The sequence below is a fragment of the Glutamicibacter sp. AGC84 genome, from assembly GCF_053543575.1.
On the sequence record NZ_JBLVOC010000026.1, the window covers coordinates 144,023 to 157,305 of the forward strand.

The 13,283-nt window shown below is 63.6% G+C and carries 11 protein-coding genes; 5 read left to right on the forward strand and 6 right to left on the reverse strand.

Features of this window, described 5'->3' with window-relative positions; all coding sequences use genetic code 11:
- Nucleotides 1-38: 38 nt before the first annotated feature.
- Nucleotides 39-1,823: a plasmid pRiA4b ORF-3 family protein gene (locus ACNPN0_RS15285; RefSeq protein ID WP_448938166.1), complete on the reverse strand. Its 1,785-nt coding sequence runs from the start codon at nt 1,821-1,823 to the stop codon at nt 39-41.
- A 32-nt stretch (nt 1,824-1,855) separates the two neighbouring features.
- Nucleotides 1,856-2,038 carry a hypothetical protein gene (locus tag ACNPN0_RS15290; RefSeq protein WP_448938165.1) on the reverse strand — a complete coding sequence of 61 codons (183 nt, stop codon included), beginning with the start codon at nt 2,036-2,038 and terminating at the stop codon, nt 1,856-1,858.
- On the opposite strand from ACNPN0_RS15290, the gene ACNPN0_RS15295 reads away from it, so the two are divergent.
- From ACNPN0_RS15295 to ACNPN0_RS15305, 3 genes are all read left to right on the forward strand, one after another.
- Nucleotides 2,037-2,735: a maleylpyruvate isomerase family mycothiol-dependent enzyme gene (locus ACNPN0_RS15295; RefSeq protein WP_105656504.1), complete on the forward strand. Its 699-nt coding sequence runs from the start codon at nt 2,037-2,039 to the stop codon at nt 2,733-2,735. The two genes, ACNPN0_RS15290 and ACNPN0_RS15295, sit on opposite strands and share 2 nt — an antisense overlap.
- Nucleotides 2,736-2,828: 93 nt before the next feature.
- A complete protein-coding gene (locus ACNPN0_RS15300) occupies nt 2,829-3,869 on the forward strand; it encodes a CobW family GTP-binding protein (protein WP_448938164.1) in 1,041 nt (346 codons plus the stop codon).
- Between the two features lie 206 nt (nt 3,870-4,075).
- A complete protein-coding gene (locus ACNPN0_RS15305) occupies nt 4,076-5,017 on the forward strand; it encodes an Abi family protein (protein WP_448938163.1) in 942 nt (313 codons plus the stop codon).
- Between the two features lie 161 nt (nt 5,018-5,178).
- Here ACNPN0_RS15305 and ACNPN0_RS15310 read toward each other — a convergent pair whose 3' ends face one another.
- From ACNPN0_RS15310 to ACNPN0_RS15325, 4 genes are all read right to left on the reverse strand, one after another.
- Nucleotides 5,179-6,015 carry a bifunctional allantoicase/(S)-ureidoglycine aminohydrolase gene (locus ACNPN0_RS15310; RefSeq protein ID WP_105656506.1) on the reverse strand — a complete coding sequence of 279 codons (837 nt, stop codon included), beginning with the start codon at nt 6,013-6,015 and terminating at the stop codon, nt 5,179-5,181.
- 10 nt (nt 6,016-6,025) lie between these two features.
- Nucleotides 6,026-7,279 (reverse strand): DUF6986 family protein, encoded by a 1,254-nt coding sequence (locus ACNPN0_RS15315; RefSeq protein ID WP_448938162.1) that lies wholly within the window; start codon nt 7,277-7,279, stop codon nt 6,026-6,028.
- Complete coding sequence (aceB, locus tag ACNPN0_RS15320) at nt 7,276-8,907, reverse strand: malate synthase A (RefSeq protein WP_400289798.1); 1,632 nt, start codon at nt 8,905-8,907, stop codon at nt 7,276-7,278. Before aceB ends, ACNPN0_RS15315 begins: the two co-directional genes overlap by 4 nt.
- A gap of 79 nt (nt 8,908-8,986) precedes the next feature.
- Entirely contained in the window at nt 8,987-10,372 is a 1,386-nt protein-coding gene (locus ACNPN0_RS15325) for an NAD-dependent malic enzyme (RefSeq protein ID WP_332486400.1), read from the reverse strand.
- A gap of 216 nt (nt 10,373-10,588) precedes the next feature.
- Here ACNPN0_RS15325 and ACNPN0_RS15330 point away from each other — a divergent pair, with 216 nt between their 5' ends.
- Both ACNPN0_RS15330 and ACNPN0_RS15335 read left to right on the forward strand, forming a co-directional pair.
- The gene (locus ACNPN0_RS15330) at nt 10,589-11,362 is read left to right on the forward strand and encodes an IclR family transcriptional regulator (protein WP_105656510.1); all 774 of its coding nucleotides are present in this window, start codon (nt 10,589-10,591) and stop codon (nt 11,360-11,362) included.
- A 153-nt stretch (nt 11,363-11,515) separates the two neighbouring features.
- On the forward strand, nt 11,516-13,237 hold the full coding sequence (locus ACNPN0_RS15335; RefSeq protein ID WP_434689848.1) for a 3-ketosteroid-delta-1-dehydrogenase: 1,722 nt from the start codon (nt 11,516-11,518) through the stop codon (nt 13,235-13,237).
- Nucleotides 13,238-13,283 lie beyond the last annotated feature (46 nt).

Genomic DNA, 13,283 nt, shown 5'->3' on the forward strand with positions numbered 1-13,283 from the left:
AAACCCCACCGGCATTTTCACTGGCTTGAATCAGCCGCCTAGAACTCGAACTCCAGGTGGGCATTGACTTCGTCCTTGTTGAAATACGCCGGATCGATCTCGTATTCCTCTTCGTAACCGAGGTTCGAAAGCCAGTCTTGCACTTCCTCGTACTCCGGGTCCGACGGATCATCGAGAATTTCCAGCTTGGCTTCCCAGCCACCGATCCCGCCGCTGTCCTCCATCGGAGCCATGCGCCGGCCGCCGGTGCATCGCGGCAGCTGGCCGCCATCGGCATCCAGGATCTTCTCGACGTCGATGCGCACTTCCCAGTTGTCCCCGAAGTCGTACAGGTAATCCAGGCGGTCTTTTTCCTTCTGCAGCAACGAGGAAACCAGGGTTTCCGACTCGTTCTTCTGGTAGTCCATGTCGTCAATCTCTGGACCACATGAAGTGCCGCCGAAGCCACCCTCGTAGAAGCTGTGCAGATGCCCGTCGTACCAGTCGAAGCTCGCTTGGATGATGTCGTGCAGGTCGCCAAGGTTCAGATCCATGGGCACCAGCACGCGACGCCAGATCGGCGGCTTGGCGTCCTTGAGGGTCAGCTTCAGCTGCAGCACCTTGCCGGTATACGGTGTTTCACGCTTCAGGCGTTTCGGCTCGTCATCGTCCGGGCCGAACATCGCGTCGAGATCGGCGTCGTCGAATTCATCCTCATCGAGCAGGTCCTGTTCAACGTCGGTAATCGCCAGGCGGACGATAGTGGGCACCGAGTACGCTTCGCCATCTTCGACAAGGCCAAGTACGCGCAGTTCATGCATGCGCACATGCGCGGTTTCCCATACCTTTGGCGACCATTGATCATCTCGCGGGTCAGCCACGCGATGCGGGTTGCCTTCGATTCCCTCGACGATCCAGAACGCTGCCAGCCCCCAGGCTTCAAGGCTGGCGTCATCGCCGCCTCCCGGCTTTTCCAGCAACGAGTCCAGGCAGGCCTGGATGAAGTAGAAGTTCGGCTCGAAGGAGTCGGCATCTTCATGCTGCATGATGTCTTCGTACGTCACGCCGCGCTCCGGCTTGCCCTGTTCGGGCAGCTTGATGGCGCTGACCGATTCCAGTGCCGAGAGCACGACCGCAACCAACAGGCCCCTGCGCGATTCATGGACTTCCGGAGGCAGCTGGTCGGCGAGCGCTATTGCGGCCGTTTCCATGAATTCAGGCGCCGGCAAGCTGGCCCACAGATTCTTGCCCTCGGTGAGGGTCCAAGCCAAGAAGGCACGACCCAGCTTGCTGATCGGCATGGCGGCGATTTCTGCCAGGGCCGCTTGAGAGGCCTCGTCAGATGCCATGATCTCGTCAATTTCATCGTTTTCATCGATGCCGTCATCACCGGCGAATGGATCCTGGGCTTCCAGCGACTTCCGGAACCACTCCAGGCTTTCGGCCTCGCGCTCCCACAGACCGGCATCGCGCAAGAACGCGACGTAATCCGCCCAGGCCATATAGATCATGGCTCCCAGCCCATTATCGGCGGCATCGGGATTCTCGGCCTCTTCGAATTCAATCATCGAGCTGAGCACTGCCAGCAGTTTGGGCGGATCAAAATCGGTGACCTTGTCCAGGCCCACGACTTCGGCGTAGATGCCCAGGGTTTCGCGCACTGCGGCAAGGACCATCAGGGCCAGTTCTGGGTCATCGCGGTTCTCGGAGAACCACCGTACGAACTGCGGCGTGAGCGCGTCCAGGCCGCGCCCCACCTTCACGCGGTCCAGGGAGACGACGCCCTCTTGCAGGCGTGCCGGATGCCCCTGCTTGGGCTTCTGCTTCTTCTTTTTCTTCGCCATCGGACTGCTTTCCTGGTCGTTTGCTTCTCCCCCTAGGCTACGTGGCTGCTGGTTCCTGAAGAAGCATGCCCGGCACGTGTTCTGCTGGACCGCTCCCTGCCGTCGCAGCCAGGCACCACCAGGGCCCACACGGCGCGGATATGGATCGAGTCGCTTTCGATATCTATGGCGTAACCCGTATTGCTGGAGCGCCCGCGTTGGTAGGGTGACTTCATGATCAATACTGCTCGTTTGCACTCGGACCTGTCACGACTCAACCGCGAAACCGCGATGATGTCGGCCACGATCGAAACCCTGTCCACCGAAGAAATGGCCGCCGCCTCGCTGTGCGAAGGCTGGAGCCGGGCGCAGGTCATTGCGCACTTGGCCTCCAACGGCCGGAGCCTGGTCAAGCTCATCGACTGGGCCACCAGCGGAGAACCGCAGGAGCTCTACGCCTCGCGCGAGGCCCGCGATGCGGAGATCGACGAGCTGGCGGCCCTGCCGCGCGAGGAACTGGTCAAGAAGTTCCAGGACGCCGCCGCATACTTCGCCGAGCAGTGCGAACGGCTCAGCGGCGAACTGGCCGTGGAAGAGGTGGACCTTCACGGCAAGATCATTCCGGCGACCTCCATCGTGGCCCTGCGCATCTCAGAGGTGGTCATCCACCACCATGATCTGGATACCGCGTGGACCATCGAGGAAGCCGACCCGGATTCCCAGGAGAACGCCGTCGAGGCCGCCGTGCGGACCATGCGCGTGAAGAACGCCCCGGGCATGACACTGGTGACCGAAGAGGGCGACGAATGGGTCATCGGCGATGGCGCGCTGAAGGTGCGCTCGGACCGCGAAGGCCTGATCGAATGGCTGGCTCGCGGCCAGGCCCGGCATATCGAGGCCGATGGCCCGATTCCGGTATTGCCTTCCTGGTAACCATCTTCTGGCAGGCGTGTCAGCACGCGGCAACGGTTGGCCCAGCAAGGAGAATGGACTCGGCCCGCTTGTCGACGTGAAAAGGAGCCGGCATTGATCCCTGTCATCGTGCTCACCGGATATCTGGGTGCAGGCAAGACCAGCCTGCTCAACCGCTTGCTGACCCGCCCGGGTACCCGCGTCGGGGTCATCATCAACGACATCGGCAAGGTCAACGTGGATACCGGGCTGATCACCGGCCAGATCGATGCGGCCGAATCCATTGCCGGCGGTTGCGTCTGCTGCCTGTCCGATAGCAGCGGCCTGGACGAGCTGCTGGAGAAGCTGGGCCAGCCGAAGCTGCGCCTGGATGCCATCATCGTGGAGGCCAGCGGCGCGGCCGACCCGCTGAACGTGGATCGGCTGCTGCGTTTCGGCAAGGCCCACGGGGTACGCTTCGGCGGCATCATCGACGTGATCGACGCGGTGGAGCATGAGCACACCGTGGATACCGCGGCGATGGCCCCGGCCCGCTTCAGCGCCACCAGCATGGTGGTGGTCAACAAGCTGGACCGCATTGCCCCGGAACACCGCGACGCGGTCCTGGCCAGGATCAGCGGACGGATCCGCGAAATCAACCCGCACGTTGCCATCATCCCGGCGTCGCACGCCGCCATAGACCCCGAGCTGGTCTTCGACATCGCCCTGAACGAAGACCCGATCGACGAGTTGCCGTTGGCGGCTGCCTCCCGCCCGCACCACGACCACGAGCATGCTCCGCACGCCAACGCGGTGACGGTGCGCTGCCCCGAGGCCGCGGATCCGGGTGCCCTCTTGGACCTGCTGGAGCACCCGCCTGCTGCGGCCTACCGGCTCAAGGGGCATGTAAAACTGCGCACCGATCGCGGCACGCAGCGCTTCCTGGTCAATATGGTGGGCCGGCAGATCCACTTTGCCGAAGCGGCCACCACCAGCGACCCGGCCGATGACGCGCTGGTCGCCGTCGGAATGAACTTGGACGAGGAAGCGGTTGGCGCGGCGCTGGGTGATGCCTTGGCACCATCTTTCGGCCCGCCATCCGAACGGGATCTGACCCGCTTGCAGCGCAGAATGATACTTAGCGCTCGCTCGGATAACAGCGAAGAGACGAAGTAGATGCATCGGTGAATAATCATTGCGCAAAGACTAATCTGCATGCCATCGCCAGCGTGATTAGGCAACTCGTTTCCGTGCGCCCTCGTGCCCAGAAGCACATATCGATAATCCGCCAGCTCTGCTAAACTGAAGCTAATTCTGTTGACCCCGGTCCCGACTTTTGTTGGCATCGGGGTCGATCTTTATCTCGGCGACAGGATTGCACTGTGGCAAACAAAGAAGTTAAAGAGTGGTCGTCAATTGCGGCTCAAATTGAACAGCTACGCCGCAGAGGAATGGATGTCAGCTGGGACCAGACAGAACATTGGCTCCGCTTCGTCGGTTATTACCGGTTGAGTGGTTACTGGCACCCCTTTCGTGTAGCACAGCCTGGCGGAAACAGAGACTCAAACTTCGTATCCGGGACGTCAATGAAAAATGTCGCGGCACTCTACGAATTCGACCGCAAGCTCAAAACCCATATTCTCAGTGGATTAGAACGTGTCGAAGTTGCCTGTCGCTCCCGCATCGCTGATGTGCTGGGCGAACGGGACGTGAACGCACTCTCTAACCCAGAGTATTTCCGTGATCCCGCACGACACCACGAAATGATAGACACCGTGCAAAGCAGGATTCAGCGGGCCTTGAACTCAAAAGATCCCGTGGCTTTGCATCATCATGATTCGTACGATGGCCAGTACCCCATATGGGTCGCCATGGAGTTTCTGGATTTCGGTGATATCTCTCGTCTTTACGCGAATCTTCTGGATGCTGATCGAGAGCGAATAGCGAGGTGGTTCGGCTGGGCTCCCCCAGAGCGCCATCCTGAAGCAAAGTTTGGTGCAGCGTTCATGAACTGGCTGAAGCATTTGACAATCGTACGAAATACAGCTGCTCACCATTCCCGATTATGGAATAGAGTATTCGAACCAGTTTCCGTACGGCGGCTCAGCATGGTCTCCGGCCTAGCCGGCCTACGGGGCCAGCAAGACAGAATGTATGGAACTTCCGTAGTCCTCGCGCAATTGGTTTCTGTTACGTCTCCGGGGACGTCTTGGCCACGTCAGCTATCAGCATTATTGGAGGACAGCTTCAGCCTTATCGACGGTGTTGCTCTGGAGCAGCTTGGGTTCCCCGCCGACTGGCGAGATACCCTCACGGACCAGTGAAGTTCCGCTAAAGCAATGGAAAGTCACAAGATGCGATGTTGCCAGTTCACGTATAGAAAGTTCTCCGTTTAGGGAAGCTAGCTATGGACGACGAGTTTGCGCAATAACTCAAAAGGCACGGCTGCAGAGCATCGAGCTCCACATCCGTGCCTTGGCCCTGCTTACAACGCGATCTGGCGGTTCTGGTCCTTGTAGAGCAGGTAGCGGAAGTTCTCCGGGCCGCCGGCGTAGCAAGCCTGCGGGCAGAAGGCGCGCAGCGACATGTAGTCCCCGGCCTCGACCTCGACCCAGTCGCCATTCATCCGGTACACGCCCTTGCCTTCCAGCACGTACAGGCCGTGTTCCATGACATGGGTTTCGGCGAACGGGATGGATGCGCCTGGTTCGAAGGTCACGATATTCACGCCGAAGTCGAAGGCCACGTCGTTGGGATCGAGCATGCGGGTGGTGCGCCACTTGCCGTCGGTGCCCGGCATCGGGCCAGGTTCGATGTCGCGCTCATTGCCCACCACGGGAGCCGGTGCGGCCACTCCTTCGAGCACTTCGTAGCGCTTGCGCAGCCAGTGGAAGCTGGTGGTCTCGGTGCCGTCATTGCGGGCCGACCAGGTGGCGCCGGCTGGCAGGTAGGCGAAGCCGCCGTCCACCAGCACGTGCTCGGTGCCCTCGATGAGAAGGGTCAGCTGCCCGGTGAGCACGAAGATGAATCCCTGCACCTGGGCCTGCGGCTCCGGCTTGGTGGCGCCGCCGCCGGGGGCAACTTCCACGATGGCTTGGGAGAAGGTGGTGGCCCCTCCGGCGACCGGGCGGTTGAGCACCCAGGCACGGGTGTTGGTCCACTCGGGGAAGACGCTGGTGACGATGTCGCGCAGCACGCCTTTGGGGATCACGGTATAGGCCTCGGTGACGATGGCCCGGTCGGTGAGCAGATCGCTCTGCGGCGGGTGGCCGCCGAAGTCCGAGTAGTACGACGAGGAGTTCTGGATGGCAGGAACAGTCATGGTGTAGTCCTTAGGCGTGGGAGCGGTTCAAGGCGATCGCCTCGAGTTCGGGCAGGGTGATCTGGGCCAGTTCGGTGACCTCGTCGGCGGTGACCGCACCGCAGGCCACCCCGCGGTGGATGTAGCGGGCCAGGGCCCGTGCTGTGGCTGGCTCGTCCATGATGGCCGAGTTGATCTGGTGGACGTAGTTGCGCAACCGGGTTCCGGCTGCCTGCAGGCCTTCGCGGAAGAAGGCGAAGGTGGCCAGGTAGCGGGTGACCAGCTGGTTCTCGTGCATGTCCCAGCCCTGGTAGATGCCGCGGGACAGGTGGCGGGAGACCAGGCGGGCGTGCAGTTCCCAGGCGGCCGAGATGTTCTCCGGGTCGCCGGCCGGGATGATGTTGGTGGAGCCGTCGGACAGTTCCACCCCGGTGCCGGCCACGGCCACCTGCATGACGTCCTTGGCGAAGTCCGCTACCGGGTGCTCCATGGACTGGTATCCGGCGGCCACGCCCAGCGACGCGGAGTAGTCGTAGGTGCCGTAGTGCAGCGAGGATACCCGGCCCTTGCCCGAGGCGATCAGCTGGGCCACCGGATGGGTTCCGTTGGCGGCCAGGATGACCTGAGGGGTTTCCACCTGCACTTCGAAGCGTATGCGTCCGGCTTCCAGCCCGTGGGCTTCTTCCAGCTTTTCGGCCAGGTAGACCATGGACTCGACCTGGGCCACGGTGGTCACCTTGGGCAGGGTCAGGCGCAAGCCCTCGGGCAGCGGACCGTTGGCCACAAGCCGGGTGATGAACAAATCCAGGGTGCGGATCCCTCGGGCCCGGGTGGGTGCTTCAAAGCACTTGAAGCGGATGCCGATGCAGGCCGGGGCCTTGCCGGCGGCCACCGCGGCGGATACCGAGTCGGCCACGGCAAGCACTGCGGCGTCCTCCTCGGCATCCGTGCGGTTGCCGTAGCCGTCCTCGAAATCGAGGCGCAGATCTTCGATGGGTTCGCTTGCCAGCTTCGCGGCCACCAGCTCGCCAAGGCGCTGCGGTTCGGCCAGGTTCAGCTTGGCGGCCAGCTTGGCCAGCCCGGCAGCGTCGCCCGCGGCGGCCAGGGCGTTGGCGCCCCAGGCTGCCGGCAGTTCCACGGTGTACTTGTCACCGGGGACGTACACGGTATGGATCGGCTGGCGGGCTCCGGTATCCCCCGGGTAGGAGGTTTCCAGCAGCCGGTCGGTGGCGGCCAGCTTTGCTTCTACGCTGGCAAGCGTGGACTCATCGAAGGTGTTGCTCATGGCTTGGTCACGTATTCCTTTTCCAAGAGTTCGTAGGCTGGGGTGGTGAGGAAGTCCGCGAAATCCTCGTCCTTGCCGCTGGTCAGTTTCGCGATCAGTTCCGCTGCCGGCTGGTAGTAGGCGTTGAAGTGCTCTTCATTGTCGACCTCCGCGCGCAGGCGTTCAACCTCTTCGGCGAGAATGCCAGCAACCAGTTCGGCGGTGATGGTGTTGCCGGTGTCGGCGGCGACCACCTGGTTGCGGATCTGCTGCCAGATCTGCGAGCGCGAGATCTCCGCAGTGGCGGCGTCTTCCATCAGGTTGTGGATGGCGACCGCGCCGTTGCCCGAGAGCCACACGGCCACGTAGTTCACTGCCACGTAGAGGTTGGCGCGCACGCCGGCCTCGGTGACATCGCCAGGAGCGCTGGCCACGTCCAGCAGCTGGGCTGCGGTGACCTCGACCTCCGGGCGCTGGCGGTCGATCTGGTTCGGCTTCTCGCCGAGCTTCGCGTCGAAAATCTCCTTGCACAGCTCAACCAGGTCCGGGTGGGCGACCCAGGAGCCGTCGAATCCGTCGTTGGCCTCGCGGGACTTGTCCTCGCGGACCTTGTCGAAGGCGGCGGCGGTAACTTCTGGTTCGCGGCGGTTCGGGATGAACGCCGCCATGCCGCCCATGGCGAAGGCGCCGCGCTTGTGGCAGGTCTTGACCAGCAGCTCGGTGTAGGCGCGCATCATCGGCGCGGTCATCGACACGGCCGAGCGGTCGGGCATGATGAACGCTTCGCCGGCTTCGCGGAAGGTCTTGATGATGGAGAACAGGTAGTCCCAGCGGCCCGCGTTCAGGCCAGAGGCGTGCTCGCGCAGCTCGTAGAGGAATTCCTCCATCTGGAAGGCGGCCGGGATGGTCTCGATGAGCATGGTGGCGCGCACGGTTCCGTGGGCGATGCCCAGCTCGGCCTGGGCGAAGGTGAAGACCTCGTTCCACAGGCGCGATTCCAGGTAGTGCTCCATCTTCGGCAGGTAGTAGAACGGGCCCTGTCCCGATTCGGCGAGCACCTTGGCATTGTGGAAGAAGTGCAGGCCGAAGTCGACCAGTGCACCGACCGCCGGCTTGCCGTCGATGAGCACATTGTTCTCCGGCAGGTGCCAGCCGCGGGGGCGGACCACCACGACCGCGCGCGGGGCGTCGGTGCGCAGCGCGTAGGACTTGCCGGTTTTCGCATCGGTGAAGGCCAAGGTGCCCCGGGCGGCGGCCGAGAGGTTGGAGATCGCGTCGATGACATTGAACCAGCTCGGTGTGGAAGCATCTTCCAGGTCGGCCAGCCAGACCTTGGCGCCGGAGTTCAGCGCGTTGATGGCCATCTTGGCCGGGGAGGCCGGGCCGGTGATCTCCACGCGGCGGTCGCGCAGCGCCTCTGGGGCTTCGGCGACCTTCCAGTCGCCGGTGCGCACGGATTCGGTCTGCGGATCGAAGTCGATGGACTTGGCATCGGAGAACTGCTGGCGGCGCACGCCGCGTGCGGCCAGCAGCTGATCGCGGGTGCCAGCGAATTTCTGGTGCAGCTTCTCGATGAAGGCCAGCGCTTCGCCCGAGAGGATCTGCTGGGCATCGGCGGCGTCGGGGATGCTGGTGATTTCAATACTCATGGGTTGTTCCTTAACCTCTTGTGCTCTGTTCCAATGAAGGGTGCGTTGACATGCACCCTAAGGTCTTGCTGCGCAGCGCCTACTTGGCGGCGGCTGCGTCCTGCACTGCCATGGCCACATCGGAGGCGACCTGTGGGTCGAATACCGACGGGATGATGAATCCGGGGTTCAGCTCTGATTCGCTGACCCGCGCGGCAATGGCGTCCGCGGCGGCCAGGAGCATGGCGTCGGTGATCTCGGTGACGCCTGCATCCAGCAGCCCGCGGAAGAAACCTGGGAATGCCAGGACGTTGTTGATCTGGTTGGGGAAGTCGCTGCGCCCGGTGGCGACCACCGCCGCGTGGCGGCCGGCCAGTTCCGGGTCCACCTCGGGATCCGGGTTGGCCATGGCGAAGACGATGGCGCGCTCGTTCATGGCGGCGATATCGGCTTCGTCCAGCACGTTCGGGGCCGAGACGCCGATGAAGACGTCCGCGCCGGCGATGGCTTCCTTCAGGGTGCCGGTGAAGTTCTGCGGGTTGGTGTTTTCCGCCAGCCAGGTGCGGTGCGCATCGGCGTAGGCTTCGTTGCGGGTGATCGCGCCATTGCGTCCGCAGGCGATGATGTTCTGCGCGCCGCGGGCCATGAGCAGCTGGATGATCGCGTTGCCGGCCGCGCCGACCCCGGAGACCACGATGCGCAGGTCCTCGATCTTCTTGTCCACGACCTTCACCGCGTTGAGCAGCGCGGCCAGGGTGACAATTGCGGTGCCGTGCTGGTCGTCGTGGAAGACCGGGATGTCCAGCTCTTCGCGCAGCCGGGCCTCGATTTCGAAGCAGCGCGGGGCGGCGATGTCTTCGAGGTTCACCCCGCCGTAGACCGGTGCCAGCGCCTTGACGATCATGATGATCTCCTCGGTGTCCTGGGTGTCCAGGCAGACCGGCCAGGCATCGACATCGGCGAACTGCTTGAACAGCGCCGCCTTGCCTTCCATGACCGGCAGGGCTGCGGCCGGGCCGATATTGCCCAGTCCCAGCACGGCCGAGCCGTCGGTGACCACGGCGATGGTGTTGCGCTTGACCGTCAGGTTGCGCGCATCGGCAGGGTTCTCGGCGATGGCCATGCAGACGCGGGCGACACCCGGGGTGTAGGCGCGGGAGAGGTCATCGCGGTTGCGCAGGGCGACCTTGGGGGTCACCGAGAGCTTGCCGCCAAGGTGCATCAGGAAGGTGCGGTCCGAGACGTTGCGCACGCTTACGCCATCGAGGTTATCCAGCGCCGCGCGCACGGTCTCGCCGTGGGCCACGTCGGTGGTGTTGCAGGAAACGTCCACCACCATATGGGTGTGGTTGGACTCGGTGACATCCAGGGCCGTGATGTGAGCGCCGGCCGAACCGACCGCGCCGGCCAGCTCGCTGGTCGCGGTAATCGACGCAGGTGTCTGGACGCGAAGCGTGAGTGAATATCCCGGGCTTGGTGCTGCCATCTGATCCTCCTGTAAAAGTTTCCGTATAGTGGATACTATTATCCTCAAAATGAAAATGCAAGAGTGTTTTGTGGCGCTCGGCACGATTTTTTGCCGAGTTAATATCGGATCGTGGAAGAAAAGCCTGATTCTGCGCTATTCTTGGGACTAGGATTTCGCATCGTAGAAGTAATGCGTAGCCCTCTTCCGAAACCAGTGCCTTTATTAGGAGCAAAGATGACGCAGACTTCCAGCAAGTCCACCACCGGCGGCGTCCAGTCCGTCGAACGTGCTTTCGAGCTCCTGGAAGTCATCGCCCGTGCCGGCGGAGAAGCCGCGCTCAGCGAGCTTGCCGCCGATACTCCCCTGCCATTGCCGACCATCCACCGCCTGCTGCGCACCCTGGTCGGCGTGGGCTACGTGCGCCAGCTGCCCAACCGCCGCTATTCACTGGGCCCGCGGCTGATCCGGCTGGGCGAGGTAGCCAACCGCCAGCTGGGCGCCTTGGCCTCCCCTGCGCTGAAGGACCTGGTCGCGAAGCTGGGCGAATCGGCGAATATCGCGGTGCTCGACGGCGACATGGTCACCTACATCGCGCAGGTGCAGTCAGCCCACTCGATGCGCATGATCACCGAAGTCGGACGCCGCGCCATGCTGCACAATTCCGGGGTCGGCAAGGCCGTGCTCTCGGTACTGGATGACGAACGCGTGCAGCGATTGGTCTCGCAGGCGGGCATGCCCCCGAAGACCGCGAACACCATCACCACCCTGGGCAAGCTGTTCACCGATGTCGAGGCCACCCGCGAACGCGGCTACGCCATCGACGAGGAAGAGCAGGAACTAGGGGTTCGCTGCATCGCCGTGCCAGTACCGGGCGCGCCAACGCCGATGGCCATCTCGGTTTCCGGCCCGGTGACCCGCGTGGACGAGGCCTTCATCGACAGCGCGGTGCCGGTATTGCAGGAGGCGGCCCGCGAACTGGGACGCCAGCTGGTGGCAGCGGCGGACTAGCCGCGCCGGATCTTCCTGCCCGGTCGGACAGGCCGGCGCACCGTGGATGCAAGGTGTCCCTCCCAGCGGGACTGGGCCCCCGCACTACCAGCGGCTCGGCTAGCGTGGGCTGGCGAAAGGGCTGAAGCCCGGCACCGCGCAGAGGAGTCCGACATGGCATCGAAAACCGTTCTTGCACCCGTCACCATCGATCAGCATGAAGTCGACCTGCTGGTCATCGGATCCGGCACCGGGCTGGCCACCGCGCTGGCTGCCAAGGAACTCGGCCTCAACGTTGCCGTGGCCGAGAAAACCCAGTACGTGGGCGGCTCTACCGCCCGCTCGGGTGGAGCCTTCTGGATTCCCGCCAATACGGTACTCAAGCGGGACGGCGCCGTCGATTCCCTGGAGCGCGGCGAAAAGTACATCGCATCCGTCGTGGAAGGATCCGGCCCGGCCGAGCGCTGGAAGGCCTTCCTGGAGTCCGGCGACGAGACCGTCAAGATGCTCGAACGCATGACCCGGCTGAGCTTCTTCTGGTCCAAGGGCTACTCCGACTACCATCCCGAATTGCCAGGCGGCAGCGCTGCGGGCCGCTCGGTCGAGTCGCGCCCCTTCGACTTGAACAAGCTTGGCGACCAGCTGATCCGCTTCCAGCCAGCCACCATGTCCGCCCCCATGCCGATGCCAGTGACCGGTGCGGACTACAAGTGGATGAACCTCATTGCCAAGGCCCCGCACAAGGCCTTCCCGCGCATCGTCAAGCGCCTCATCCAGGGCGCCGGAGGGCTGTTGATCGGCCGTAACTACAGCGCCGGAGGCCAGGCCATCGCCGGCGGCATGTACGCCGGGGCGCTGGATGCAGGCATTCCCATCTGGACCGAAGCGAAGCTGGTGGATATCGAATTCAGCGATTCGGCGGTCACCGGAGCGGTCCTGGAACAGGGCGGGGAACGGGTGAGCGTGCGCGCCAAGTACGGCGTGGTGCTGGCTGCCGGCGGCTACGACCATAATATGGCGATGCGCCAGCAGCACCAGAGCCCGTCGCTGGTCGAGGACCTGAGTCTGGGCGCCAAGGGCAACCACGGCGACGCCATTGCATTGGCGCAGCAGCACAACGCCCAGCTGGCGAGCATGCAGCAGTCCTGGTGGTTCCCGGCCGTTGCCCCGCTCAAGCCCGGATCCTCGCCCAAGATCCTGCTCGCCGAGCGTTCGCTGCCCGGATCGTTCATGGTGGACCAGTCCGGACGCCGCTTCATCAACGAGTCCACCGACTACATGAGCTTCGGCCAGGAGATCCTGCGCCGCGAGGCGGACGGCGACCCGGTTGGATCGATGTGGCTCATCTTCGACCAGGCCTACCGCGACAGCTACATCTTCGCCGGACAGTGCTACCCGCGCATGGCCCTTCCCGAGTCCTGGTACAAGGCCGGGGTGGCCCACAAGTCGTCGTCAATCAGCACGCTCGCGGGCAAGATCGCTGTTCCCGCGCGGGTTCTGGAACAGACCCTGGAGGCGTTCAACGAGGGCGCCGGAACCGGCATCGACGACCAGTTCCGCCGCGGCGAGTCCGCCTACGACCGCTACTACGGCGATCCGACCCAGAACCCGAATCCGAACCTGCGCGCGCTGGAGGGCAAGACCTACTACGCGGTGAAGATCGTGCTCTCGGACCTGGGTACCTGCGGCGGCGTGATGACCGATGCCCATGGCCGCGCACTGGACACATCCGGCGAGGTCATCCAGGGGCTCTATGCCCAGGGCAATACCGCCGCGAACATCTTCGGCAACGTCTACCCAGGTGCCGGAGCCACCATTGGGCAGGGACTGGTCTTCGGCACCATCATCGCCACCCATGCCGCGCAGAAGGCAGGCGAACTGGTCGCCAGCGCTTAGCTTTCGACGGTTCCGGGGCCAGTCGCGCCGGCCAAGGCCTGGCGCT

Excerpts from the sequence above, each read along its gene's own strand:
- ACNPN0_RS15285 (WP_448938166.1), bottom strand. The coding sequence starts at position 1,823 with ATGGCGAAGAAAAAGAAGAAGCAGAAGCCCAAGCAGGGGCATCCGGCA.
- ACNPN0_RS15295 (WP_105656504.1), top strand. The coding sequence starts at position 2,037 with ATGATCAATACTGCTCGTTTGCACTCGGACCTGTCACGACTCAACCGC.
- ACNPN0_RS15290 (WP_448938165.1), bottom strand. The coding sequence starts at position 2,038 with ATGAAGTCACCCTACCAACGCGGGCGCTCCAGCAATACGGGTTACGCC.
- ACNPN0_RS15310 (WP_105656506.1), bottom strand. The coding sequence starts at position 6,015 with ATGACTGTTCCTGCCATCCAGAACTCCTCGTCGTACTACTCGGACTTC.
- ACNPN0_RS15315 (WP_448938162.1), bottom strand. The coding sequence starts at position 7,279 with ATGAGCAACACCTTCGATGAGTCCACGCTTGCCAGCGTAGAAGCAAAG.
- aceB (WP_400289798.1), bottom strand. The coding sequence starts at position 8,907 with ATGAGTATTGAAATCACCAGCATCCCCGACGCCGCCGATGCCCAGCAG.
- ACNPN0_RS15325 (WP_332486400.1), bottom strand. The coding sequence starts at position 10,372 with ATGGCAGCACCAAGCCCGGGATATTCACTCACGCTTCGCGTCCAGACA.
- ACNPN0_RS15330 (WP_105656510.1), top strand. The coding sequence starts at position 10,589 with ATGACGCAGACTTCCAGCAAGTCCACCACCGGCGGCGTCCAGTCCGTC.
- ACNPN0_RS15335 (WP_434689848.1), top strand. The coding sequence starts at position 11,516 with ATGGCATCGAAAACCGTTCTTGCACCCGTCACCATCGATCAGCATGAA.